We start from the raw sequence: 23539 nt of genomic DNA on the forward strand, positions 1-23539 counted from the left end.
CGGGTGGAGGTCTTCGGTGTGCAGGAAGGGGGACAGTTTTGTGGGAGCTTTTTGGTTCATCGGACGACGGACCTGGGGGGAGAGACCCCACGGGGGGGTGGGGCCCCCCCCCCCCCCACCACCCCTCGCCGCACCACCCCTCGCCGCACCACCCGTCCCCGTCCCGGACCGCCGCCCCCGCCCGACCGCCGTCTGGAGAACGAGCCATGCGCATCCGCACCGGCGCCCGCACCGCCACCCCGGGAGCCCTCCTGCACCGCCTCGTCCCGGGCCTGCTCCTCGGCCTGCTGGCCGCCCTCGCCGGGCCGGCCGCGGCCACCCCGGCGGCCGCCGCCGAGAACGGCACCTGGGGGGTGTTCCCCACCCCCGCCGCGGGCAAGGCGACGACCGACCGCGCCTACTTCTTCCACCAGGGCGAGGCCGGCGCGGCCGTCTCCGACAGCGTCACCCTGGTCAACTCCTCCGACCGGGACATCACCTTCAAGGTCTTCGCCACCGACGCCGTCAACACCCCCGTCGGCGGCGCGTTCGCCCTGCTGCCCGTGGAGACCCGCCCCCGCGGCCTGGGCGCCTGGGTGAAGCTGCCGCCGGAGGTGGCCGGCGGCACGGTGACCGTGCCCGCCAAGGGCCGCAAGGACATCCCCTTCCGCGTCCGGGTGCCGGAGGACGCCGCGCCCGGCGACCACGTCGGCGGCATCGTCGCCCTCAACACCAAGGTGGAGGGGATCAGGAAGGAGGGGCAGGTCCAGGTCGGCGTCCGGCGCTCGGTCGGCGCGCGGATCTACTTCCGCGTGCCCGGCCCGCTCACCCCCGCCGTCGGCGTGGAGGACGTGCGCGTCAGCCGCGACGCCCCGCTGCTGCCCTGGACCCGCAAGGCCCGGGCCACCGTCCGGTACACGCTGGTCAACCACGGGAACGTGGTGCTGAGTCCGGAGATCGCGGTCGCCGCCGAGGGGCTCTTCGGCCGGAGCCTGCTGCACCGCCCGGCCCGGGACCGGAAGCTGGTCCTGCTGCCCGGACAGCGCATCGAGCTGACCGAAACCTGGTCCGGCGCCCCGCAGTTCGACCGGGCCACGGTACGGATCACGGCGACGGCGAAGGCGTACCCGGACCTGTCGGAGACCGGCCGGGCGCAGTTCCTCGCGGTTCCCTGGCTCGCGCTGGGCGTGCTCGCGGTGCTCACCGGCGCCGCCGCGGCCGGCTGGGCGGTACGCCGCAGGCGCCGCCGTCCGGCGGACGGGGAGCCCGTGCCGGAACGGGACTTGGCGCAGGCGCACTGAACGGGGAGGGTGGTTCCTCCGACGGCCGGCACCCGTCCGGCCACCGGCAGGGGGAGGCACCAGGTGACCACGTACGAACGGGCTCAGGAGCCCGGGCCGGGTCCCGCAGCGGCGGGCCCCGGCGTGATCGTCCCGCGGCTGGCCGAGGCCCTCGGCTGCGCCCCGGCGGCCCTGTTCCAGGGCGAGGGCTGGATCCGGGCCGTGTTCGCGCTCCGGCTCGGCGGACCGGTACCGCTGTCGCTCGACGTGGTCGCGGACACCCGCCGGCTGCCGAGGGCGGTCACGTACCTGCTGCCCGGCGGCGGGCTGAACTTCGCCGCCGCCTTCTTCACCCCGGGCGACCGGAACCTGGCCCACCACCTGCGCGAGCGCGGCCACCTGGTGATCGGCGTGACCCCGCGCGAGGACGCGGCCCGGCCCGGCGAGACGACCGCGGGCCGGGGGCTGGCCGCGCACCGCCGCGACCTGCGCCGGGTGGTGCGCACCCTGGATCCCGTTCTGAGGCTGCCGTACCAGTACCTCGGGCACTCGGCCGGGGCGGCGCTCGCCCTGGACACGGCGGCCGCCGACGACTCGCCGGGGCTGCGCCGGGTGGTGGCGCTCGACACGACGGGCCCCTACACGGGCGGCCTCGCCGCGCGCGCCGCGCAGCTCCGCGACGCGTACCAGGCCCAGCTGCGGCAGGGGGTGCACGCGAGCGATCCCGGGCTGGCCGCGCTGGTGGCCCGGGCCGTCGCCGACCCGGACGGGACCTCGCCGGTCCCCCGGCCGGCCGATCCCGCGACCCGTTTCACGCACGCGGGCCTCGCCCACTTCGCGCTGACCCGCACCGCCCTGCTGCCGGGACCCGCGAACTGGATCTACGTACGGGGGCACAGCGCGGGCGGGTACGCCTTCGGGCCCTCCCCGGCCGAGGACTCGTTCGCGCTGGACCTGACCCCGCTGTCCGTCTGGCACTCCGCGGTCTCGGCCCTGGGCAGCGGGCTGCTGCCGACCGCCCTGATGCGGGACCTGGCCGCGGTGTGGGCGGGGGACGAGGGGACGTACCGGATCGCCTGGGAGCGGATCCGGGCCGAGGTGGTGTGGGTCAACACCGAGCTGGGGCGCGGCGAGCACCCGCGCGGGGCCGAGCTGATCCGCGCGGGCGGCAACCGGCGCGTCTCCTTCACGGTCGTACCCGGCCACGGGCACGCCGATCCGCTGTGGAGCCCGCGGGCCGCCCGCGAGGTCTGGCCGCTGCTGACCCCGTGACGGAAACGGCAGGAACCCCCGGCCGGTTGAGTCGGGGCCGTGCTCGTGACACCGGGGGTTCGCCCGGGTGATGGTCCGGGAGCTGGTGGTCTTTGGCCGGACGAGCAGACCCCGGAGTACGAGCGTGAGTGCCCTCTCGCCGGTGACGCGAGCGAGACGTGTGCAGGCGGCTCGAAGCTCCTGCCGGATGGGTGGCAGGCGTGAGCGAACCCAACTGAGGTTTCTGATCAGGGTTGTAGTCATATGACATGCGGCGGTAGTACGTTGTTGGTGCACTTGTTAGATCTATCGAGCCATGTGCTAGTCGGCGTTCGCCGTGTCGGCATGGAAGAAGATCCGATAGGTGCAAGTAGCCAAGCAGCCAGCAGTCTCAACCTTGCTTCTGGAGCGCGCTGTCTCCGGATGCGTGTGGTGGTGACACACCACATCAGCCCGCACCTTTCTCCACCCTGTTTCATTTCAAGGTCTCTGCGACCTCAACGAACACCACTCGCCGACTACGGCGGGGGGCGCAGCCAGCGGGCGGCTGTGTTTTCTGGCAGACACTCCCGTCTGCCTTCGTTGAGGTTTTGCGTGCTCCGGCACATCCTCTCGAAGGCAACGGCCTGACCGTCCTTAGGAGAGACGATGTGGGCCGTCATGCAAGAGTTGGCCGCTTCGGGTCCGAACGCGCTAATCGCGTTCTTCGCCCTCTTGGTCTTCATGTTCCTTGCCGCGCTGATGATCGCTTTACGCAAGGCTGACCCAGGCCATCGGCCTGAGATCATCAGAGCCTTGGCGGAGCTCATGGGCTTTTGGAAGAAGCGATGAGGCCCAGCCGAGTTGGGGCCCCGCGGGCTATACCGGCAAGGCATCTGACCAGCAGCGTTCCACGACGCCCGTTCTCAACTCCGACTAGGCGCGGTAGATGGATGGGCGTTCGGCGACCTGGTCAGGCGTGAGCCCTTCCACAGCCAGGTTCCCGGTCCATAGGTGGTCGCGGTTGGCGTACGTCACCTCGAAGCTGACCCGCTTCCCGCCGGGTTCGAGCTTCCATCCCTGGTCTTGAAACTGGGCGATGCGGCCGCTGCCGCAGACGAACGAGCGGGTTGCCTGGATCAGGATCCACTGTGCAAGCTCAGTGTCCTTGGCAGCGGACTTCCCGCAGTTCCGGGCCATCTGCCACAGCCGGGGCCACTCCACGCCCGGTGTCAGCGGGCCGACGATTCCCACGTCCCCGATCCGCCGTTGGTCAAGGTGGTGGGTGGCGTACCCGAAGACTGCGCCGAACATGTGGAACACGGTGACCCTGCTTCGTCCGGCGAGGCCCTCGTCATTGCTGCTCATCTTTGGAACCCTTGGCTGCGGCGGTCCGGGCGCCTTAGCCACGCCCGGACCGCTGTCGTTCATGAGGGGTGGTTCAGGCACAGAGCAACGCCGTGCCGTTCCCGGGAGTGCTACGCGACTCCCTCAGCAGCCGTCGCCGTCACCGCAGCAGGCCGGAGGGTTGCACTCCTTCGCGGCTCCCCACAGCTGGTCGTCCACGTAGAAGCCAGCCGCCTTCACGCGTTCCACCACGGACCCGATCAGCGGCCGTGTGCGGACGGTGGCCTTGGGCTCGTGCCCGAGGAAGAATCCGAACTGTTCGTGGCACCACGCCGCGTACGCCTGCGTGTGGAGCACGAACGAGTGCCAGCCGGGGTCCACGGCGTCCGAGGGGGTCATGTCGAACGCGCGGGTGTCGCCCATGACCTTGAGGAAGGCCAGGGCCTGGTCCACGATCCGGCGCGCGGTAGACAGTTCGTGTCCGTACTCCTCCGCGCAGAACTCGGACACCTTCTCGAACAGCTCAGGGCTGACGAGATCCCGCCCGCGCCGTAAGGCGACGGGGGTTTCGAGCATGGTCGTCATCTGTGCCTCCTGTCAGGGTTGGTCAGGCTGCGGGCGGGGGCGGGAACTGGCCACCGCCCTCCTTGTCGCCGGGGTCCGTCATCGCTGCACCTCCTCTCCTGCCGAGGTTGGAAAGTGCACCCGCCCCCACAAGGGGCGGGGGTCTTTTGAGGGGCTACGCGCCCCAGCCACGGGCCACGATCATGGCGACCGTTACGACCCATGCCGCGCCAGCGGCCAGGGTGAGTAAGCGGGGGATGCGGGGAGGCTGCTCCTGGCCGTCAGTCACGGCTCACCCGTTGAACCACTGCGGTGTCCTCGTACGTGCGCCGGAACAGCGCGTGGGACGGGTGCAGGCCCGTGTGGCTCATGCACTGGCGGTCAACATCCACGGAGTCCGCGCTCGTCGTCGCCTCCCACGTGCAGTGTTCGTACAGGCATTTCGCGGAGACCTTCGGAGGTTTCCGGGGCAGCGAGATGATCCGGTGGTTCACGAAGCGCATGACCGACTTCACGCGTTCACCCCCTGTGCCTCAGCCTGGGGCCTCTTCCGCATGTGGGGGTGGTTCCGGATCTCCTCGTTGATCTTGGCTACCTCGCGGAACTCTCCGGCCTCGTACGCCTCGCTCCGCTCCACGTCCAGGGCGACGCACACACCGCAGGTGGCCGTAGCGACCGGCCAGCCCTGGCGGCCCTGGGGAGTGAGCCGGATTCTCACTGGTGCCCCCGCGCGGCGTGGCGACGGATCAGAACGTTCATGTCGCTTATGACCGTGCCCCGCAGGGGACCCCGAGCCTCGCGACGCCGCTTGTCCCACTTGCGGCACGTCCCGCACGTCGGGGGAGCGGCCGGCCAGAGGGGGCATGAAGAGGCTCACTACGGCCGGATGGGTCGGTCTCGTCTGCGTGCTGGTGGCCACGGCACCCCTCCCGATGACTTCGCGTTCAATACGACGAAGCTAGGGAGAGCCTGGAACGGTCTCAACGAACTTGCATGGGCTTGCGGGGAATCACCCGAGTGCGGCGATGGCTTCCGCGATCAGTGCACGGGCAGGCTGCCCATGGCAGGCGAGTTTGGCCAGCTCAGCAAACATGTGGGCGTACGTCTCGATCTCGCTGGGTTGCTTCACGGTGACCTGTGCCGTGGCTAGCTCGATGATCACTTGGCTGTCGTCATAGATCCAGAAGCCTTCGACGGGCCACATGACGCGTTCAGCGCTCATGGGCACCACACCGAGGCTGACGTTAGGCAGCACGGCGATCTGAAGGAGGTGGCCAAGCTGGGCGGCCATGACCCCCGGTCCTCCGAAGCGGGAGCGCAACGCCGACTCTTCCAGCACGATGCCGAAGTGCCGATGGGCGTCATGTAGGTAGCGCTGGCGCAGCATGCGCACCTTGACCGCTGCTTCCACGTCGTCCGGGATCTGCCTGAACGCGACGATCCGTTTCATGATGGCGGTCGCATAGTCGGCCGTCTGAAGCAGGCCGGGGATCACCCCGGGCTCGTAGATGCGGAAGCGGCTCGTACGGGCGTACAGAGGCACGTGGGCCTCTTGGACGTGCTTGAGGCCGGCGCGCTGCAATCGCTTCCACTCGACGTACATCTCGTCGATGCCGTGGGCCGTGGCGCGTAGGTCTTCGTAGTCCTCTGGGACGCCGCAGATGGTGACGTAGGCAAGGAGATCTTGGTCCGAGGGAGGTGTCTTGCCGTTCTCGATGCGAGATGCCTTGGACTCGCTCCAACCCGCACGCGCGGCCAGCGCCCGCGCTGTCAGGCCGGTCGGCTTGCGAAGGTCTCGCAGCCGCCTGCCGAGGGCAGCACGGGCGTCTTGGACTGCTGATGAAGGTGACGTGTTCACGGGCAGGCAGGCGTCAGGTGGGCTGGTACTCCGAGTGCGGCGTAGCCCGTTCCCAGACAGCTTCGAACGCGCCCACGCACAGCTTGAGGATCGTGGGGTCCTCGGTCATCTCCAACCAGTCGCCCGGGGCGCTTTCGCCGTTCCCGTCGAAGTGCAGGACAAGAACGGTCTTGTTGTCGAAGACCCAGAAGTCGTTGCCCGGGAAGGCGATGTCAGTAGCGTTGCGGCGAGGCAGCCACCTGATCTCCTCACCGGCCTTCACGTTGGCGTCCGAGACGTGGTGCTCGAACCTGAGATAGTCCGATTCCGGGACGGAGAACACCCGGGCGCGACGGATTGACACGCCCCTGTCCGTGGCCTTGCGGACCCACTTCAGCCAGTGACGGATCTCGGGGTCGTTGTCTTCGGGGAGGTCGCGGAGGCCCTGTTTCCAGGCGATGAAGCTGGGGTCGGACTCCATGTAGCCGTCCCGCATCTCCAGATGGATCGCGCTGTGCTCGGTCGAAGCGAGAAGCTCCTCAAACGACGGGACCGTCGGCACCCTTAACCTCCAAGAAGAACTGCACCATGCGTCGCGGCAGCTCGATGACATCCTCATGGTCGGGGATGTCCATCAGTTGCCTGCGTTCCGCGTCCGTCACCTTGAACCCCTGCACCAGGTACGTGTCGGTGGCGTCGTCCAGGTAGATCGTGGGCGAGCCGCCGTCCTTGCTCTCAGGGTCCTTGCCAAGCTTGTGCAGAGCCATGGTGTCCTCCTCGCTCGGGGCTGACGATCTCTGTGTGCAAGCTTGCGTCGTGGGTACTCTCGGGCGCACCGAACTTGCACGAACTTGCGCGACGGATGGCCTTGTCTGGCCGGAAGCTGCCGGACGGAGACAGCAGGAACCCCCGGCCGGTGAGGGTTGGCCGGGGGTCCTGTGTTTGGGGTGCCTGTCAGGCGTCAGGCATTATCGAGACGTCGGGAAGCCGAGGTCCACGCCCGCGGGGGCCTCGGACGGGTCCGGCCAGCGGGTCGTGACGACCTTGCCGCGGGTGTAGAAGTGGATGCCGTCGTTGCCGTAGATGTGGTGGTCGCCGAAGAGGGAGTCCTTCCAGCCACCGAAGGAGTGGTAGCCCACGGGGACCGGGATCGGGACGTTGACGCCGACCATGCCGGCCTGGATCTCCAGCTGGAAGCGGCGGGCGGCGCCGCCGTCGCGGGTGAAGATCGCGGTGCCGTTGCCGAACGGCGAGGCGTTGATGAGGGCCACGCCCTCCTCGTAGGTCTCGGTGCGCAGCACGCACAGGACCGGGCCGAAGATCTCGTCGCGGTAGGCGTCGGAGTCGGTCTTGACGTGGTCGAGCAGGGAGAGGCCGATCCAGTGGCCCTCCTCGAAGCCGTCCACGGTGTAGCCGGTGCCGTCGAGGACCACGTCGGCGCCCTGGGCGGCCGCACCGTGCACGTACGAGGCGACCTTGTCGCGGTGCGCCTTGGTGATCAGCGGGCCCATCTCGGAGGTGGGGTCGTTGCCGGGGCCGATCTTGATCTTCTCGGCGCGCTCGCGGATCTTCTGCACGAGCTCGTCGGCGATGGAGCCGACGGCGACGACCGCGGAGATGGCCATGCAGCGCTCGCCGGCCGAGCCGTACGCGGCGGAGACGGCCGCGTCGGCGGCGGCGTCGAGGTCCGCGTCGGGCAGGACCAGCATGTGGTTCTTGGCGCCGCCGAGGGCCTGGACCCGCTTGCCGTTGGCGGAGGCGGTGGTGTGGATGTGGCGGGCGATCGGGGTGGAGCCGACGAAGGAGACGGCCGCCACGTCCGGGTGCGCGAGCAGGGCGTCGACGGCGACCTTGTCGCCGTGGAGCACGTTCAGCACGCCGTCGGGCAGGCCGGCCTCCTTGGCCAGCTCGGCGAGCTTGTTGGCGGCCGACGGGTCCTTCTCGCTCGGCTTGAGGACGAAGGTGTTGCCGCAGGCGATGGCCAGCGGGAACATCCACATCGGCACCATGGCCGGGAAGTTGAACGGGGTGATGCCGGCGACCACGCCGAGGGGCTGGCGGATCGCGGAGACGTCCACGCGGCTGGAGACCGAGGTGGACAGCTCGCCCTTGAGCTGGGTGGTGATGCCGCAGGCCAGCTCGACGATCTCCAGGCCGCGGGCGACCTCGCCCAGGGCGTCGGAGTGGACCTTGCCGTGCTCGGCGACGATCAGCTCGGCGATCGCGTCGCGGTTGGCGTCGAGCAGGGCGCGATAGGCGAAGAGCACCTTGGTGCGGGCGGCGAGGGAGGACTGGCCCCAGGTCTGGAAGGCCTCGCGGGCGACCTGTACCGCGTGGTCCACCTCCTCGGCGGAGGCGAGCGCGACCTGGGTGGTGACCTGGCCGGTCGCCGGGTCGGTGACCGGGCCGAAGTTGCCCGACGCGCCCTCGACGGTCTTGCCACCGATCCAGTGGTTGACGGTCTTCATTGCTACTCCTTCACAGATGGCGACGTCGCGCTGCGGCTTGCCGGTCGTACTCTTCGCGGGCCTTGATCGCGGACGTGCGGGTCGCGGTCGCGGCCACAGGAACATCCCACCACGCCTGTGCGGGGGGCGGGCCCGACACTGTGTCGGCCGTTTCGGTCTCCACGTAGACACATGTGGGCCGGTCCGCCTCCCGCGCCCGGGCCAGGGCTTCCCGCAGGTCACGGACGGTACGGGCGCGGATGACGGCCATCCCGAGGGAGGCCGCGTTGGCGGCGAGGTCCACGGCCGGGGCGTCCGGCGGGGCCTCGGGATAGCGGAAGGCGGTGCCCAGCCGCTCGGCGCCCACGGCCTCGGAGAGCCCTCCGATGGAGGCGTACCCGTGGTTGTCCACGATCACCACTTTGAGGGGGATCCGCTCCTGCACGGCGGTGACGAGCTCGGTGGGGTTCATCAGGTACGAGCCGTCGCCGACCAGGGCCCAGACCGGGCGGCCGGGGTCGGCGAGGGCCACGCCGAGGGCGGCGGGGATCTCGTAGCCCATGCAGGAGTAGCCGTATTCCACGTGGTACTGGTGCGGGGAGCGGGCCCGCCACAGCCGGTGGAGGTCGCCGGGGAGGGAGCCGGCCGCGTTGACGACCACGTCCTCGTCCCCGGCGACGGCGTCGAGGGCGCCGATCACCTGGGCCTGGGTGGGGCGGGCCGTCTCGTCGGGGGCCCGGCAGGCCTGCTCGACGAGCCCGTCCCAGTACCGCTTCGCGGCCCGGTACGTCTGCTCGTAGGCGGGGGCCACGCGGTGGCCGGCGAGTTCCTCGCGCAGCGCGTCGAGCGCGGCGCGGGCGTCGGCGACGAGGGGCAGTGCGGCCTGCTTGTGGGCGTCGAAGGGGTCGAGGTTCAGGCCGAGGAACCGCACTCCCGGGTCCTGGAAGAGGGTGCCGGAGGCGGTGGTGAAGTCGGTGAGGCGGGTGCCTGCGGCGATCACCAGATCGGCTTCGCGGGCGAGGTCGTCGGCGGCGGCGGTGCCGGTGTGGCCGACGGCGCCGACCTCGGCCGGGTGGTCGTGCCGCAGGGAGCCCTTGCCGGACTGGGTGGTGGCCACGGGGATGCCGGTGGCCTCGGCGAAGGCGCGCAGGGCCGCCTCGGCCGCGCTGTGCCGGATGCCGCCGCCGGCGATGAGCAGCGGGCGGGCGGCGGAGCGCACGGCATCGGCGGCGGCGCGCAGCTCCACGGGGTCGGGCCGCGGCCGGCGTACGGTCCACACCCGGTCGGCGAAGAACTCCTCGGGCCAGTCGTACGCCTCGGCCTGCACGTCCTGGGGCAGCGCGAGGGTGACGGCCCCGGTCTGCACGGGGTCGGTGAGGACCCGTACGGCCTGGAGGGCGGCGGGGATCAGGGCCTCGGGGCGGGTGATGCGGTCGAAGTAGCGGGAGACCGGCCGGAGGGTGTCGTTGACGGACACGTCGCCCGCGTACGGGAGCTCCAGCTGCTGGAGGACGGGGTCGGCGGGGCGGGTGGCGAAGGTGTCCCCGGGGAGCAGGAGCACGGGCAGCCGGTTGACGGTGGCGAGGGCTGCCCCGGTGACGAGGTTGGTGGCGCCGGGGCCGATGGAGGTGGTGACGGCGTGGGCGGAGAGGCGGCCGCGGCGGCGGGCGTAGCCGACGGCGGCGTGCACCATCGCCTGCTCGTTGCGGCCTTGGAGGAAGGGCATGCCGTTCACCGGATGGGTGCCGGTCTCCAGCAGGGCCTGGCCGATGCCGGCGACGTTGCCGTGGCCGAAGATGCCCCAGGTGGCGGCGATCAGCCGGTGCCGCTCCCCGTCGCGCTCGGTGTACTGGGCGGCGAGGAAGGCGATCAGGGCCTGGGCGGTGGTCAGGCGGCGGGTGGCGGTCATCGCGGGTCCTCCCCGTGGGAGTAGAAGGGCAGCCGGGGGTCCACCGGGGAGTCCGGCCAGGTGGTGCGGATCCAGGCGTGGTCGGGGTGGTCGCGGATGAGCCAGGCGCGGTCGGCGCCGGGGCCGGCCATCACGTTGAGGTAGTACATGGCGTGCCCGGGGGCGGCGATGGACGGGCCGTGCCAGCCGTCGGGGATGAGGACGGCGTCGCCGGTGCGGACCTCGGCGAGCACGTCGGTCTTCCCGTGCGGGGAGGGGGTGACGCGCTGGTAGCCGACCCCGGGGGCGGTGCCGTGGGGGGCGATCTCGTAGTAGTAGATCTCCTCCAGCCGGGATTCCTCGCCCGGGTGCTCCTCGTCGTGCTTGTGGGGCGGGTAGGAGGACCAGTTGCCGCCGGGGGTGAGGACCTCGACGGCGATCAGGCGGTCGCAGTCGAAGACGTCGGCGGCGGCGAAGTTGTTGACCTGCCGGGAGCAGCTGCCGGTGCCGCGCAGTTCCACGGGAACCCCGGCGGCCGGGGCGTGGCGGGCGGGCAGTTCGCGGGTGCAGGGGGCCCCGGCGAGGGCGAAGCGGCCGCCGGCGGAGGCGCGGACGCGGAAGGCGGCCCCGCGGGGGAGGTAGGCGAAGTCGGTGAGGGCGGTGAAGACGCTCTCGCGGCCCCGGAGTTCGAAGACCTCGGGCGGGGCGCCGGCGGGGGTCACGGAGACCCGGCAGGAGCCGGCGAGGGGCAGCAGGATCCACTCGGCGGGGCCGCACTGCCCCTCGTGCTCCTCGCCGGGGGCGAGGGTGAGGATCCGCAGGCGGGTGTGGTCGAGGCGGTGGTCGGCGGTCACGGGCACGTCTGAAGCACCTCCTCGACCTCGGCGGGGAAGGGCATGGCGGTGGAACAGGCCAGCCGGGAGGCCACGATGGCCCCGGCCGCGTTGGCGTACCGGATGACGCGGCCGAGCTCCCAGCCTGCGAGCAGGCCGTGGCACAGGGCGCCGCCGAAGGCGTCCCCGGCGCCGAGTCCGTTGACCGTCTCGACGGGGACGGCCGGCACCTCGGCGGTGGTGCCGTCGCGGTGGACGGCCAGCACTCCGGCGGGGCCGCGTTTGACGACGGCCAGTTCCACCCCGGCGGCGATCAGGGCGCGGGCGGCCCCGTACGGGTCGCGGGTGCCGGTGGCGAGCTCGCACTCCTCGGTGTTGCCGACGGCGACGGTGGCCAGGCGCAGGGCGGCGCGGTAGTGCGCGTGGGGCTCGGAGTCCCACAGCACGGGCCGCCAGTCCAGGTCGAACACGGTGGTGCCGGCCCGGTTCCGGGCGGTCAGGGCGGCGAGGGTGGCGGACCGGCTCGGCTCGGCGCTGAGGCCGGTGCCGGTCACCCACAGGATCCGGGCGGCGGACAGGGCCGCGAGGTCGAGCTCGTCCGGGCGGATCTCCAGGTCGGGGGCCTTGGGGTGGCGGTAGAAGTACAGCGGGAAGCGGTCGGGCGGGAAGATCTCGCAGAAGGTGAGGGGGGTCGGGTAGGCGGGGACCTCGGCCAGCCAGCGGTCGTCCACGCCGAAGCCGCGCAGTTCCTCGCGCAGGTACGCGCCGAAGGGGTCGGCCCCGGTGCGGCTGACGAGGGCGGTGCGGCGGCCGAGGCGGGCCGCGGCCACGGCCACGTTGGCCGGTGAGCCTCCGAGGAACTTGCCGAAGGTGTCGGCCCGGGCGAGCGGCACTCCGCTCTCGAGTGGGTAGAGATCCACTCCGATCCGCCCCATCGCGATCAGTTCAAACGGATCGGTGGTCACAGCAGTCCTCCTGTTTCCGTGCGCTTCTCGACCTAAGGTGGCCGTATGACCTCCTCCCCGCCTGCGTTGACCCGTATTCGGCTCGGCTCGGCCCCGGACTCCTGGGGGGTGTGGTTCCCCGAGGACCCCCGGCAGACCGGCTGGGAGCGCTTCCTCGACGAGGTGGCCGAGGCGGGGTACGAGTGGATCGAACTCGGCCCGTACGGCTACCTGCCCACCGATCCCGTGCGACTCGCCGAGGAGACCGGCAAGCGCGGACTGAAGGTGTCGGCGGGAACGGTGTTCACCGGACTCCATCACGGACCGGCGGTCTGGGAGCAGACCTGGGAGCACGTGTCGCGGATCGCGGAGCTGACGCGGTCCACGGGGGCCGGGCACCTCGTGGTGATCCCGTCCTTCTGGCGGGACGACAAGACCGGCGCGGTCCTGGAGGACCGCGAGCTGAGCGCGGAGCAGTGGCGGCAGCTGGCCCGGCAGACCGAGCGGCTGGGCCGCGAGGTGCGGGACCGGTACGGGCTGCGGATCGTGGTGCACCCGCACGCGGACACCCACGTGGACACCCCGGAGCACGTGGCGCGGTTCCTGGACGCCACCGATCCGGAGCTGGTCTCGCTGTGCCTGGACACGGGGCACTACGCCTACTGCGGCGGGGACAGCGTGCAGCTGATCGAGACCTACGGGGAGCGGCTGGGCTACCTGCACCTCAAGCAGGTGGATCCCCGGATCCTCGCCGAAGTGGTCGCCGACGGGGTGCCGTTCGGTCCGGCGGTGGCGCGCGGGGTGATGTGCGAGCCGCCCGGCGGGGTGCCGGAGCTGGGCCCGGTACTGGCCGCGGCGGAGCGGCTGGGCACCGAGCTGTTCGCGATCGTGGAGCAGGACATGTACCCCTGTCCGCCGGAGAAACCGCTGCCCATCGCCCGCCGCACGCGCGCCCATCTGCGCACCTGCGGGCTGCTGTGACGGGCAGGATGGCCGGCGCAGGCATACGGCACACGGAGGGGGAACGGTGAGCGGCACGCTCGGAATCGCGGTGCTCGGGACGGGCCGGATGGGCGCGGACCACGTCCGGCGCATCGACCGGATGATCAGCGGGGCCCGGGTGGCCGCCGTGGCGGACCCGGACGGGGACCGGGTCAAGGAGGTGGCGGCGGGCCTGGAGGGGTGCACCGCGCACACGGATCCGGCGGCGGCGCTGGCCGCCCCGGGGGTGGACGCCGTACTGATCGCCTCTCCGGGCGCGGCTCACGAGGCCGCGCTCCTGGAGTGCTTCGCGCGGGGCCTGCCGGTGCTGTGCGAGAAGCCGCTGACCCCGGACGCGGCGGGCGCCCTGCGGGTGCTGGAGGCCGAGCAGCGGCGGGGGCGGCGGCTGGTGCAGGTGGGCTTCATGCGGCGGTACGACGCGGAGTACGAGCAGCTGAAGGCCCTGCTGGACAGCGGGGAGCTGGGCCGGCCGCTGTTCCTGCACTGCCGGCACCGCAACGCCTCCTCCCCGTCCTTCTTCACCTCCGAGATGCTCGTCAACGACTCGGTGGTGCACGAGGTGGACGCGGCCCGCTGGCTGCTGGGGCAGGAGGTCACGGCGGTGACCGTGCTCTCCCCCGCCTCCTCCTCGGCGGCCCCGGCCGGGCTGCGGGACCCTCAGCTGGTGCTGCTGGAGACGGCCGGGGGCGCGATCGTGGACGTCGAGATCTTCGTCAACTGCGGTTTCGGCTACCAGGTGCAGTGCGAGGCGGTCTGCGAGTCGGGGAGTGCCCGGATCGGCGACGGCCGGGCCATGGTGGTGCAGTCCGGGGGCCGCTGGGGCGGGGCGATCACCCAGGACTACACCGAGCGTTTCGCCGATGCCTACGACCGTCAGCTGCGGAGGTGGGTGGAGGGCCTCCGGCAGGGCCGGGTGGGCGGACCGAGCACCTGGGACGGCTACGCGGCGGCCGCCGTCAGCGAGGCGGGCGTACGGGCGATGCACACGGGGGTGCGCACCCCCGTGGAGCTCGTCCCGAAGCCGTCCCTGTACTGCTGACCGCCGCCCCGCACCTCATGTCCCGCTCGCGTCACGGGGGTTGCACGCGCGTCACGTATGTCCGCGTTCCGCGGGTCTTCGGCCACGGCCGGACCACAACCACTCCCCTGCGGTCACCGGTAGTCGTTTCCGGGGCAGAGGCCGAGTGATCACCGAGTGATCACCGGCGTCCGCGCCAGGCTCCCCCGACGGCCTCCCGGCCGCGCCTGCGGCGCGGACAAGGAGGTGCCGCAGATGACCGACCGAAAGCTGTGGTCGTACAAGGAGATCGCCGCCCACATCCGGGTGCAGCCGGACACCGTGCGCTCGTACCGCAAGCACGGGCTGCTCCCGGCCCCGGACCATGTGGAGGCGGGGAAGCCGTACTGGTTCGCCGACACGATCCGGGACTGGGTGGCCCGCCGCCCCGGCAACCGGAGCCGGCAGACGGAGGCCTGAGGGCACTCCGCGGCGTGCCCCACAGCCGGGGCCGCCACGGCCCGCGGCCGGGTGGCCGGGGCCGAGGCCCGGGATCCGAAGCCCGGCGCCCGGCCCCGGGGCCCGAAGCCCAGAAGCCGAGGTCCGAGGCCCGGGATCGGAGTCCGAAGCCCCGGGAGCCGGAGTCCGAGACCCGGTGCCCGGTGCCCGGCGCCCGCCCCGGGCCCCGGGCCTCGGGCTCTCAGCCCACCGGGGCCGGGACGGGTCCGGCCTTCGTCGGGGCCTCCGGGTCGGCGGCGGAGGCGGACTCCCCCTCGCTCAGTCCGAACCGGTCGTGCAGCCGGCGCAGCGGCCCCGGGGCCCACCAGGTGGCACGGCCGGTCAGCTTCATCACCGCCGGCACCAGCAGACTGCGCACCACCATCGCGTCCATGAGGACGGCCAGGGCGATCCCCAAGCCGAGCATCTTGGTGTTGGTCACCCGCGAGGTCCCGATGGCCACCATCACCACCGCGAGGATCACGGCGGCCGCGGTGATCAGTCCTCCGGTCCGGCTGAGCCCCGTGCGGACGGCCGCCTCGTGGTCCCCGGTCCGGTCGAACTCCTCCTTGATCCGGGATATGAGGAACACCCCGTAGTCCATGGAGAGTCCGAAGGCGATGCAGAACATCAGCACCGGCAGGGTGGTCTCGATGTCCCCGGTCGAGGTGAAGCCCAGCAGCCCGGACAGGTGCCCCTCCTGGAAGACCCACACCACGGCCCCGAACATCGCCGTGAGGCTCAGCGCGTTGAGCAGGACCGCCTGGAGCGGGACGAGCAGGCTGCCGGTGAGCAGGAAGACCAGCAGCAGGGTGGCCCCCGCGATCAGGGCGCCCGCCCAGGGCAGCTGCTCCGCTATGGCGTCCTTGGAGTCGACCAGGACGGCCGCCCGGCCGGTCACCGCCGTCTCGAACGGTGCCTCGACCGCACGCACCTCGCCCACCAGCCGCTGGGCGTCCCGGCCCACGGCCTCGCCCTCGGCGAGCACCGAGAAGGCCGCGAACTCCCCGGAGCGCAGGGGGCCGTCCACGCGGGCCACGCCCGGCAGGGCCGCGAGCCGGCCGCGGTACTCCTCGTACTGCGCGGGCGCGGCCACGCCTTCGGCCAGGATCCGCAGTTCGCCGTCCGGGCTGCCCGGGAACCCCTCGCGGATGTGCTGCTGTACGACATGGGCCTCGGCGGTGCGCGGCAGCTGCCGGTCGTCGGGGGTGCCGAACCGGACGTCCAGGAAGGGCAGTCCGAGCAGCAGCAGCCCGGCGGTGGTGGCCACGGCGAAGAGCGGGGCGCGGCGCATCACGAGCACGGCCAGCCGCAGCCAGCCCGCACCCGGGGCGGAACCGCGGGCCGGCTGCGCGGCCCGCCTGCGTCGCCACAGCGCCCGCAGGTCCAGGGAGTTGACCCGCTCGCCCAGCAGGACCAGCGCGGCGGGCAGCAGGACGAGGGCGGCGGCCGCGGCCAGCAGCACCACGGCCACCCCGGAGTAGGCGAAGGAACGCAGGAAGTACTGCGGGAACAGCAGCATCGCGGAGAGCGAGACGGCGACCGTCAGCGCGGAGAACAGCACGGTGCGGCCCGCGGTGCGCAAGGTCGCCCCGACGGCCACCCGGGGATCGCGCCCGGCGGCGAGCTCCTCGCGGTACCGGCGGACGATGAACAGGGCGTAGTCGATCGCGAGGCCGAGGCCGAGTGCGGTGGTCAGGTTCATCGCGAACACGGAGACCTCGGTGATCTCGGTGAGGCCGCGCAGCACCGCATTGGTCCCGAGGATGGCGACGATTCCGACGGCGAGCGGCAGCAGGGCCGCGACGGCGCTGCCGAAGACCAGGACGAGCAGGACGAGGGTGACGGGCAGGGCGATCAGCTCGGCCCGGACCAGGTCCTCCTGGACGGTGGTGGTCATCGCGCGCTGCACGGCCACCGGGCCGCCGAGCGCCACCTGCACCGGCCCGTGGGTGCCCCGGTAGTGCGGGGCGATCCGGCCCAGGGTCTCGGAGGCGGTCTTCTCGTCCCCGGTGACCCGGGCGGCGATCAGTGCCTGCCGGCCGTCGGCCGAGCGCAGGGCGGGCGAGCGGGTCTGCCAGTAGGAGCCGACCCCGGTGATGCCCGGTTCGGCGGCGAGCCGGCGGCTGATCCGGGCCGCCTCGGCGGCCACGCCCGGATCGTCCACGCCCGGTGGCCCGGAGTCGACGAGCAGCAGCAGATTGGGCTGGGAGGCCGGGAACTCGCGCTCCAGGGCCTTGGTCGCGTACGTGGACTCCGCGCCGGGGTCCTGCCAGCCGCCGCTGCCCATCCGGTCGGCGACCCCGCTGCCGGCGAACACGGCGAGGGCGGTGACGAGCAGGGCGAGCAGCAGCGAAAGCCGTGGCCGGGCGGTGACGAACCGGGTCCAGCCACCCCCCGGAGCAGCTTTCTTGACTACGGACATGACGCGGTGTCCCCTTCACCGTGACCCGGAGACGGGTCGTCCATTGCCATAGACTGGCAAACACGAGTGATCGCTCGCGTTCCCCAAGAATGCGAGCGACCTCTCGCGTTTGTCAATCACCCCTGAGAAGTAAGGGATGAGCCGTGCCCCAGCCCAGGAAGCAGGACATCCAGGAGCCGGAGACCCGGCAGCCGGAGACCCGGCAGCCGGAAGCCGGGGAGACCGGCACCCGGGACCCCGGCGCCGACGCGCGGGCGAGCCTGCGCCGGCGCAGCAGCAGCCGGGGGCTCGACGAGGCGGCCGCCGCCCTGGAGGCCGCGGGCGAGCCCGGGGCCGCCAAGCCGCGCCGCCGCCAGGCCCGCGGCGAGCGCCGCATCGCGCAGCTGCTGGAGGCCGCCGCCGGAGTGTTCTGCCGCAACGGCTACGCCGCCGCGAGCACCAACGCCATCGCCCGCGAGGCGGGCGTCTCCCCGGGGACGCTGTACCAGTTCTTCCCGAACAAGGAGGCCATCGCCATCGAGCTGGGCGGGCAGCTGCTGCACCGCGCCCACGAGATGCACGGGCAGGCCTTCCTGCCCGAGAACCTGCGGCTGCCGCTGCCCCTGCTGATCGACGCGGTCCTCGACCCGGTCATCGAGTTCAACTGCGAGAACCCGGCCTTCTGGGCCCTCATGCACGGCTCGGGGATCCCGGGCATCACCCAGGAGCACGAGGAGCTGCACGCCGGGCTGGTCACCCGGATCGAGGGCATCCTGCAGACCTTCGCCCCCGGCACCCCGCCCGAGCAGCTGACCCGGGTCGCCGTCACGGTGCTCGGCATCTTCAAGTCCGGGCTCGACCTGATCCTGGCGCACGAGGGCGCGGAGCGGGCGGCGTACGCGGCCGAGCTGAAGACCGTACTGCTGCGCTACCTGGAGCCGATGGTCACCACGACCCCGAGCCGCTGACCCGCTCCGGGCCGGGGCCGCGGCCCGGCCGCCCGCCCGGTCCCGCCCCCGGCCCGGACCCGAGCCCGAGCAGCGGGAAGACCGGCAGGGGCAGCGCCCGCACCGCGAGGAACAGCAGCAGGAGCGGGGGCAGGGGCAGGGGCAGCAGGGTGCGGCCGCCGGCGGGCCGGGAGTGCAGGTCGGACTCGATCCCGGTCACCACGAAGAACAGCGGGACCAGGAAGCCGAAGCCCGTGGCCGCCGCCCCGGAGAGCACGAGGGCGCTGCCCTCGGGAGCCGCACCGGCCAGGACCAGCGGGTGATCAGCCCGCCGCGCAGGCCCCTCAGCAGGATGCCGAGGCCCATCACCTCCGCCGGCCCGAGCACGACCACCAGCAGCAGCACGCCCCGACGGACCGCGAACCGGGCGCTGCCGACCAGGGTCCCGGCGACGGCCATGACCGGGATCAGCGCCCCCGACTCCGACATATGGGACATTTACGTGGCACGCACACCCACCCGTCCGGCCGAACGAGGCGGAGGAGCGGCCACAAGCCCTGGAGGGAATACCCCCTGGGGGTATAGTGTTGTCAACACGGCGAGCCCCGGTGGAACCTTCCGCCGCCGCCCGCCGACAGACTTGGCACGCCGTGCGGCTTCTGCACCGGCAGGACCCGTACGACCACCCGTACGACCCCGATAGAGGAGAACGAGATGACCGCCGAGACGGACACCCAGCAGCCCGCCGCCTCCTGCTGCTCCAGCACGGGCTCCTGCCACGACGGTGCGGCCGCCGTGCAGGTCGGCACCGTCACCACGGTCTACCGGGTCACCGGCATGACCTGCGGCCACTGCGAGGGGGCCGTGACCGCCGAGCTCTCCGCGCTGCCCGGCGTCTCCTCGGTCAAGGCCGTGGCCGCCACCGGCGAGGTCACGGTGATCTCGGCCGCCCCGCTGGACGCCGAGGCGGTCCGCGCCGCCGTGGACGAGGCGGGCTACGAGCTCGCCGGCCAGGCCTGACCAGCAGATTCCCGCCGGACCGTGCCGTCCAGCTGATACTGGTTCCGTACGGTCCGGCCCTCCCTTCTGGAGCTCGGACATGAGCAGCAGCACCGTGCACGAAGAACCGACCGAAGCGGCCCCGGCCACCGGCCCGGCCTCCCTGGTCGAGCTGTCGATCGGCGGGATGACCTGCGCCTCCTGCGCAGCCCGCATCGAGAAGAAGCTCAACCGCATGGAGGGCGTCACCGCCACGGTGAACTACGCCACCGAGAAGGCCCGGGTGTCCTACCCGGCCGGCACCGAGGTGGCGGACCTCATCGCCACCGTGGTGAAGACCGGCTACACCGCCGAGGAGCCCCCCTCGGCCGCCGCGCCCCCGGCAACCGCACCGGCCCCCGCGGCCGCCGCCGGCACGGACTCCCCCGCCGCCACCGCGCATGCGGCGGAAGCGGCGGACACCCCCGAGGGCTCCGAGCAGGCCGAGCAGGCCGGGCAGGCCCCCGCGCGCGACCGCGAGCTCGCCGCCCTGCGCCGCCGGCTGGCGGTCTCGGCCGTGCTGTCCGCCCCAGTGGTGCTGCTCGCCATGGTCCCGGCCCTCCAGTTCGACCTGTGGCAGTGGTGGTCCCTGTACCTCGCGGCCCCGGTCGTGCTCTGGGGCGGCCTCCCCTTCCACCGGGCCGCCTGGACCAACGCCCGGCACGGCGCCGCCACCATGGACACCCTGGTGTCCGTCGGCACCCTGGCCGCCTTCGGCTGGTCCCTGTGGGCCCTGTTCTTCGGGCACGCCGGCATGCGCGGCATGCGCCACGGCTTCGACTTCACCGCCTCGGCCGCCGACGGCGCCTCCACCATCTACCTGGAGGTCGCGGCCGGGGTCGTCACCTTCATCCTGCTCGGCCGCTACCTGGAGGCCCGCTCCAAGCGGAAGGCGGGCGCCGCCCTGAGGGCCCTGCTGGAACTCGGCGCCAAGGACGTCACCGTGCTGCGCGACGGGACCGAGGTGCGGATCCCCGTCTCCCGGCTTGCGGTCGGCGACCGGTTCCTCGTCCGCCCCGGCGAGAAGATCGCCACGGACGGCACCGTGGTCGAGGGCAGCTCCGCCGTGGACGCCTCGATGCTGACCGGCGAGTCCGTGCCGGTGGACGTCGGCGTGGGCGACACCGTCACCGGCGCCACCGTCAACGCGGCGGGCCGACTGGTCGTCGAGGCCACCCGGGTCGGCGCGGACACCCAGCTGGCGCGCATGGCGAAGCTCGTCGAGGACGCGCAGAACGGCAAGGCCGAGGTCCAGCGGCTCGCCGACCGGATCTCCGCGTTCTTCGTGCCCGTCGTGCTCGTCATGGCCCTGGCCACCTGGGCCGGCTGGCTGCTGGCCACCGACAACCCGACGGCCGCCTTCACCGCCGCCGTGGCGGTCCTGATCATCGCCTGCCCCTGCGCCCTGGGCCTGGCCACCCCGACCGCCCTGCTCGTCGGCACCGGCCGCGGCGCCCAGCTGGGCATCCTGATCAAGGGGCCGGAGGTGCTGGAGTCCACCCGCCGGGTCGACACCGTGGTCCTCGACAAGACCGGCACGGTCACCACGGGCCGCATGGCCCTGCACGGGGTCTTCGCCGCCGACGGGGTGGACGAGCGGCAGCTGCTGCGCCTCGCGGGCGCCCTGGAGCACGCCTCCGAGCACCCGGTGGCCCGGGCGGTGGCGGCCGGCGCCGCCGAGCGCGCCGGCTCCCTGCCGGTGCCCGAGGGCTTCGAGAACGTGCCCGGACTCGGGGTCCGGGGCATGGTGGACGGCCACGCCGTGCTGGTGGGCCGGGAGCAGCTGCTCGCCGACCGGTCGATCGCCCTGCCGCCCGCCCTGGCCGAGGCCAAGGCCGCCGCCGAGGCGGACGGGCGTACGGCGGTGGCGGTGGCCTGGGACGGGGCCGCCCGCGGGGTCCTGACGGTCGCGGACGCGGTCAAGGAGACCAGCGCCGAGGCCGTGGCCCGGCTGCGCGCCCTCGGCCTCACCCCCGTGCTGCTGACCGGCGACAACAAGGCCGTGGCCGAGACGGTGGCCCGCGAGGTGGGCATCGACGAGGTGATCGCCGAGGTGCTGCCGCAGGACAAGGTGGACGTGGTCAAGCGCCTGCAGGCGGAGGGCCGTACGGTCGCCATGGTGGGCGACGGGGTCAACGACGCGGCGGCGCTCGCCCAGGCGGACCTGGGGCTCGCGATGGGCACGGGCACCGACGCGGCCATCGAGGCGGGCGACCTGACCCTGGTGCGCGGGGACCTGCGGGTGGCGGCGGACGCCATCCGGCTCGCCCGCCGGACCCTGGCCACGATCAAGGGCAACCTGTTCTGGGCCTTCGGTTACAACGTGGCGGCGCTGCCGCTGGCCGCGGCGGGACTGCTCAATCCGATGATCGCGGGAGCCGCGATGGCCTTCTCTTCGGTCTTCGTGGTGACCAACAGCCTTCGACTGCGCTCTTTCCGCTGATCAGAGGCCTTCGATCCAGCGATTCACGCGCCATCGGGCCGCCTCCTACGGGGGGCGGCCTCCGCATTTCCCGCACCTGTTCTTCACAAGAGACACAGATCACATGGGGGGTGGCGTAACCAATCGGGGGGAGGGCGAGTCTAATGAGGCGATGCCAAGAACGTCTTGGGGGACGTTCGGCGGACGTCTTGGGGGACGTCCGGGCGTCCGCAGGCCGGGGCGCGTGCCTCCGCGGGGAGCTTTGAGCGGCCCTCCCGACACGTACGGGTCCCGGCAGACCGCTCTTGGAGCCGTACGACGGCTCCGCACAGACGCCCGGAACGGGTCCCGTGGGGGGAACCCGGACCGGGGATGGGGAAGCGCCCCGTCCGTCGACCCGTGGGGGGATCGACGGCGGGGCGCTTCTTTGCTGCTCGGGTCCGCCGCGTGCGGCGGCAGGGGCGGGGCTGCCGGTGTCAGCGGGCCTCGACCGGGACGAAGTCGCGCAGGACCTCGCCGGTGTAGATCTGGCGCGGGCGGCCGATGCGGGAACCCGGCTCCTTGATCATCTCGTGCCACTGGGCGATCCAGCCGGGGAGCCGGCCGAGCGCGAAGAGCACGGTGAACATCTCGGTCGGGAAGCCCATGGCGCGGTAGATCAGACCCGTGTAGAAGTCCACGTTCGGGTACAGGTTGCGCTGGACGAAGTAGTCGTCGGAGAGCGCGTGCTCCTCCAGCTTGAGCGCGATGTCGAGCAGCTCGTCGGACTTGCCGAGCGCCGAGAGGACATCGTGCGCAGCCGCCTTGATGATCTTCGCCCGGGGGTCGAAGCTCTTGTAGACGCGGTGGCCGAAGCCCATCAGGCGGACGCCGTCCTCCTTGTTCTTCACCTTGTTGATGAAGGAGTCGACGTCGCCGCCGTTGGCCTGGATGCCCTCGAGCATCTCCAGGACCGACTGGTTGGCGCCACCGTGCAGCGGGCCCCACAGGGCGCTGATGCCCGCGGAGATCGACGCGAACATGTTGGCCTGCGAGGAGCCGACCAGGCGGACGGTGGAGGTCGAGCAGTTCTGCTCGTGGTCCGCGTGCAGGATCAGCAGCTTGTCGAGCGCCGAGACGACGACCGGGTCGAGCTCGTACTCCTGGGCCGGCACGGAGAAGGTCATGCGCAGGAAGTTCTCGACGTAGCCGAGGTCGTTGCGCGGGTAGACGACCGGGTGGCCGACCGACTTCTTGTACGCGTAGGCCGCGATGGTCGGGAGCTTGGCCAGCAGGCGGATCGTCGAGAGGTGGCGCTGCTTCTCGTCGAACGGGTTGTGGCTGTCCTGGTAGAAGGTGGACAGCGCGCTGACCACGGAGGACAGCATGGCCATCGGGTGGGCGTCGCGCGGGAAGCCGTCGTAGAAGCGCTTGACGTCCTCGTGCAGCAGCGTGTGCTGGGTGATCTCGTTGCGGAACGACGCGAGCTGGTCGACCGTCGGCAGTTCGCCGTTGATCAGCAGGTACGCGACCTCGATGAAGGTCGAGCGCTCCGCCAGCTGCTCGATCGGGTACCCGCGGTAGCGCAGGATGCCCTGCTCGCCGTCCAGGTAGGTGATCGCGGATTTATAGGCAGCGGTGTTGCCGTAGCCGCTGTCCAGGGTGACCAGACCGGTCTGGGCGCGGAGCTTCGCGATGTCGAAGCCCTTGTCGCCGACGGTGCTGTCGACCACCGGGTAGGTGTATTCACCGTCCGCGTACCGCAGTACTACAGAGTTGTCGCTCACGTCATCCCTCACCGACGTAGTGCCTCTTCTTCGAGGTGCCCTGACTGCCTCTACCTTCCCCCATTTGGCGCAGGAGAGTGCACTCGGGGTCGGACTTCGGGCCCTTGGGCGGCACT

The 23539-nt window shown here is 72.0% G+C and carries 23 protein-coding genes; 9 read left to right on the forward strand and 14 right to left on the reverse strand.

Annotated elements, in window-relative coordinates:
* The first annotated feature begins 206 nt into the window (after window positions 1-206).
* The 3 genes from ACZ407_RS04060 (at window position 207) to ACZ407_RS04070 (ending at window position 3341) form a co-directional block, all read left to right on the forward strand.
* Entirely contained in the window at window positions 207-1280 is a 1074-nt protein-coding gene (locus tag ACZ407_RS04060; protein ID WP_468125279.1) for a WxL protein peptidoglycan domain-containing protein, read from the forward strand.
* Between the two features lie 63 nt (window positions 1281-1343).
* Window positions 1344-2531, forward strand: coding sequence for a hypothetical protein (locus tag ACZ407_RS04065; protein ID WP_468125281.1), 1188 nt, complete (start codon window positions 1344-1346; stop codon window positions 2529-2531).
* Window positions 2532-3158: 627 nt separating this feature from the next.
* On the forward strand, window positions 3159-3341 hold the full coding sequence (locus ACZ407_RS04070) for a hypothetical protein (RefSeq protein WP_468125282.1): 183 nt from the start codon (window positions 3159-3161) through the stop codon (window positions 3339-3341).
* An 84-nt stretch (window positions 3342-3425) separates the two neighbouring features.
* Here the strand turns inward: ACZ407_RS04070 and ACZ407_RS04075 are convergent, their stop codons facing one another.
* The 10 genes from ACZ407_RS04075 to iolC form a co-directional block, all read right to left on the reverse strand.
* On the reverse strand, window positions 3426-3857 hold the full coding sequence (locus ACZ407_RS04075; protein WP_468125284.1) for a hypothetical protein: 432 nt from the start codon (window positions 3855-3857) through the stop codon (window positions 3426-3428).
* A 123-nt stretch (window positions 3858-3980) separates the two neighbouring features.
* Window positions 3981-4421: a glycine-rich domain-containing protein gene (locus ACZ407_RS04080; protein ID WP_468125285.1), complete on the reverse strand. Its 441-nt coding sequence runs from the start codon at window positions 4419-4421 to the stop codon at window positions 3981-3983.
* A 260-nt stretch (window positions 4422-4681) separates the two neighbouring features.
* Window positions 4682-4915: a DUF7848 domain-containing protein gene (locus tag ACZ407_RS04085; RefSeq protein ID WP_468125287.1), complete on the reverse strand. Its 234-nt coding sequence runs from the start codon at window positions 4913-4915 to the stop codon at window positions 4682-4684.
* A gap of 494 nt (window positions 4916-5409) precedes the next feature.
* Window positions 5410-6258: a helix-turn-helix domain-containing protein gene (locus ACZ407_RS04090; protein ID WP_468125288.1), complete on the reverse strand. Its 849-nt coding sequence runs from the start codon at window positions 6256-6258 to the stop codon at window positions 5410-5412.
* A 13-nt stretch (window positions 6259-6271) separates the two neighbouring features.
* Entirely contained in the window at window positions 6272-6799 is a 528-nt protein-coding gene (locus tag ACZ407_RS04095; RefSeq protein ID WP_468125289.1) for a DUF6879 family protein, read from the reverse strand.
* Window positions 6777-7004 (reverse strand): hypothetical protein, encoded by a 228-nt coding sequence (locus ACZ407_RS04100; protein WP_385426202.1) that lies wholly within the window; start codon window positions 7002-7004, stop codon window positions 6777-6779. Before ACZ407_RS04100 ends, ACZ407_RS04095 begins: the two co-directional genes overlap by 23 nt.
* Window positions 7005-7205: 201 nt before the next feature.
* A complete protein-coding gene (locus tag ACZ407_RS04105; RefSeq protein WP_468125291.1) occupies window positions 7206-8705 on the reverse strand; it encodes a CoA-acylating methylmalonate-semialdehyde dehydrogenase in 1500 nt (499 codons plus the stop codon).
* 10 nt (window positions 8706-8715) lie between these two features.
* Window positions 8716-10593, reverse strand: coding sequence for a 3D-(3,5/4)-trihydroxycyclohexane-1,2-dione acylhydrolase (decyclizing) (gene iolD / locus ACZ407_RS04110; protein WP_468125293.1), 1878 nt, complete (start codon window positions 10591-10593; stop codon window positions 8716-8718).
* Window positions 10590-11432, reverse strand: a complete 843-nt coding sequence (gene iolB, locus ACZ407_RS04115; protein WP_468125295.1) for a 5-deoxy-glucuronate isomerase — start codon at window positions 11430-11432, stop codon at window positions 10590-10592. The genes iolD and iolB overlap by 4 nt, the downstream gene beginning before the upstream one ends.
* Complete coding sequence (gene iolC, locus ACZ407_RS04120) at window positions 11423-12340, reverse strand: 5-dehydro-2-deoxygluconokinase (RefSeq protein WP_468125480.1); 918 nt, start codon at window positions 12338-12340, stop codon at window positions 11423-11425. The genes iolB and iolC overlap by 10 nt, the downstream gene beginning before the upstream one ends.
* Window positions 12341-12415: 75 nt before the next feature.
* Here iolC and ACZ407_RS04125 point away from each other — a divergent pair, with 75 nt between their 5' ends.
* The 3 genes from ACZ407_RS04125 to ACZ407_RS04135 all read left to right on the forward strand — a co-directional run bounded on the left by ACZ407_RS04125 (window position 12416) and on the right by ACZ407_RS04135 (window position 14828).
* Window positions 12416-13330 carry a sugar phosphate isomerase/epimerase family protein gene (locus tag ACZ407_RS04125; protein WP_468125296.1) on the forward strand — a complete coding sequence of 305 codons (915 nt, stop codon included), beginning with the start codon at window positions 12416-12418 and terminating at the stop codon, window positions 13328-13330.
* 46 nt (window positions 13331-13376) lie between these two features.
* Window positions 13377-14390, forward strand: a complete 1014-nt coding sequence (locus tag ACZ407_RS04130) for a Gfo/Idh/MocA family protein (protein WP_468125297.1) — start codon at window positions 13377-13379, stop codon at window positions 14388-14390.
* Window positions 14391-14624: 234 nt separating this feature from the next.
* On the forward strand, window positions 14625-14828 hold the full coding sequence (locus tag ACZ407_RS04135) for a helix-turn-helix transcriptional regulator (RefSeq protein ID WP_468125299.1): 204 nt from the start codon (window positions 14625-14627) through the stop codon (window positions 14826-14828).
* Between the two features lie 220 nt (window positions 14829-15048).
* Here ACZ407_RS04135 and ACZ407_RS04140 read toward each other — a convergent pair whose 3' ends face one another.
* Complete coding sequence (locus ACZ407_RS04140) at window positions 15049-17271, reverse strand: MMPL family transporter (RefSeq protein WP_468125300.1); 2223 nt, start codon at window positions 17269-17271, stop codon at window positions 15049-15051.
* Between the two features lie 143 nt (window positions 17272-17414).
* Between ACZ407_RS04140 and ACZ407_RS04145 the strand changes: the two genes are divergently transcribed.
* Window positions 17415-18218 carry a TetR/AcrR family transcriptional regulator gene (locus tag ACZ407_RS04145; protein WP_468125301.1) on the forward strand — a complete coding sequence of 268 codons (804 nt, stop codon included), beginning with the start codon at window positions 17415-17417 and terminating at the stop codon, window positions 18216-18218.
* Here ACZ407_RS04145 and ACZ407_RS04150 read toward each other — a convergent pair.
* Both ACZ407_RS04150 and ACZ407_RS04155 read right to left on the reverse strand, forming a co-directional pair.
* Window positions 18196-18420 (reverse strand): hypothetical protein, encoded by a 225-nt coding sequence (locus tag ACZ407_RS04150; protein WP_468125303.1) that lies wholly within the window; start codon window positions 18418-18420, stop codon window positions 18196-18198. The two genes, ACZ407_RS04145 and ACZ407_RS04150, sit on opposite strands and share 23 nt — an antisense overlap.
* Window positions 18414-18686: a hypothetical protein gene (locus ACZ407_RS04155; protein ID WP_468125304.1), complete on the reverse strand. Its 273-nt coding sequence runs from the start codon at window positions 18684-18686 to the stop codon at window positions 18414-18416. Before ACZ407_RS04155 ends, ACZ407_RS04150 begins: the two co-directional genes overlap by 7 nt.
* A gap of 225 nt (window positions 18687-18911) precedes the next feature.
* On the opposite strand from ACZ407_RS04155, the gene ACZ407_RS04160 reads away from it, so the two are divergent.
* A complete protein-coding gene (locus ACZ407_RS04160) occupies window positions 18912-19217 on the forward strand; it encodes a heavy-metal-associated domain-containing protein (RefSeq protein WP_468125305.1) in 306 nt (101 codons plus the stop codon).
* Window positions 19218-19296: 79 nt separating this feature from the next.
* On the forward strand, window positions 19297-21678 hold the full coding sequence (locus ACZ407_RS04165) for a heavy metal translocating P-type ATPase (RefSeq protein WP_468125306.1): 2382 nt from the start codon (window positions 19297-19299) through the stop codon (window positions 21676-21678).
* Between the two features lie 455 nt (window positions 21679-22133).
* Here ACZ407_RS04165 and ACZ407_RS04170 read toward each other — a convergent pair whose 3' ends face one another.
* Window positions 22134-23423 (reverse strand): citrate synthase, encoded by a 1290-nt coding sequence (locus ACZ407_RS04170; RefSeq protein WP_468125308.1) that lies wholly within the window; start codon window positions 23421-23423, stop codon window positions 22134-22136.
* Window positions 23424-23539: the final 116 nt, after the last annotated feature.

Source organism: Streptomyces sp. NPDC030809, assembly GCF_055572195.1.

Coding starts and splice junctions, on each gene's coding strand:
- ACZ407_RS04060 (WP_468125279.1), top strand. CDS start 207: ATGCGCATCCGCACCGGCGCCCGCACCGCCACCCCGGGAGCCCTCCTG.
- ACZ407_RS04070 (WP_468125282.1), top strand. CDS start 3,159: ATGTGGGCCGTCATGCAAGAGTTGGCCGCTTCGGGTCCGAACGCGCTA.
- ACZ407_RS04075 (WP_468125284.1), bottom strand. CDS start 3,857: ATGAGCAGCAATGACGAGGGCCTCGCCGGACGAAGCAGGGTCACCGTG.
- ACZ407_RS04080 (WP_468125285.1), bottom strand. CDS start 4,421: ATGACGACCATGCTCGAAACCCCCGTCGCCTTACGGCGCGGGCGGGAT.
- ACZ407_RS04100 (WP_385426202.1), bottom strand. CDS start 7,004: ATGGCTCTGCACAAGCTTGGCAAGGACCCTGAGAGCAAGGACGGCGGC.
- ACZ407_RS04105 (WP_468125291.1), bottom strand. CDS start 8,705: ATGAAGACCGTCAACCACTGGATCGGTGGCAAGACCGTCGAGGGCGCG.
- iolD (WP_468125293.1), bottom strand. CDS start 10,593: ATGACCGCCACCCGCCGCCTGACCACCGCCCAGGCCCTGATCGCCTTC.
- iolC (WP_468125480.1), bottom strand. CDS start 12,340: ATGGGGCGGATCGGAGTGGATCTCTACCCACTCGAGAGCGGAGTGCCG.
- ACZ407_RS04125 (WP_468125296.1), top strand. CDS start 12,416: ATGACCTCCTCCCCGCCTGCGTTGACCCGTATTCGGCTCGGCTCGGCC.
- ACZ407_RS04135 (WP_468125299.1), top strand. CDS start 14,625: ATGACCGACCGAAAGCTGTGGTCGTACAAGGAGATCGCCGCCCACATC.
- ACZ407_RS04140 (WP_468125300.1), bottom strand. CDS start 17,271: ATGTCCGTAGTCAAGAAAGCTGCTCCGGGGGGTGGCTGGACCCGGTTC.
- ACZ407_RS04155 (WP_468125304.1), bottom strand. CDS start 18,686: ATGTCGGAGTCGGGGGCGCTGATCCCGGTCATGGCCGTCGCCGGGACC.
- ACZ407_RS04160 (WP_468125305.1), top strand. CDS start 18,912: ATGACCGCCGAGACGGACACCCAGCAGCCCGCCGCCTCCTGCTGCTCC.
- ACZ407_RS04165 (WP_468125306.1), top strand. CDS start 19,297: ATGAGCAGCAGCACCGTGCACGAAGAACCGACCGAAGCGGCCCCGGCC.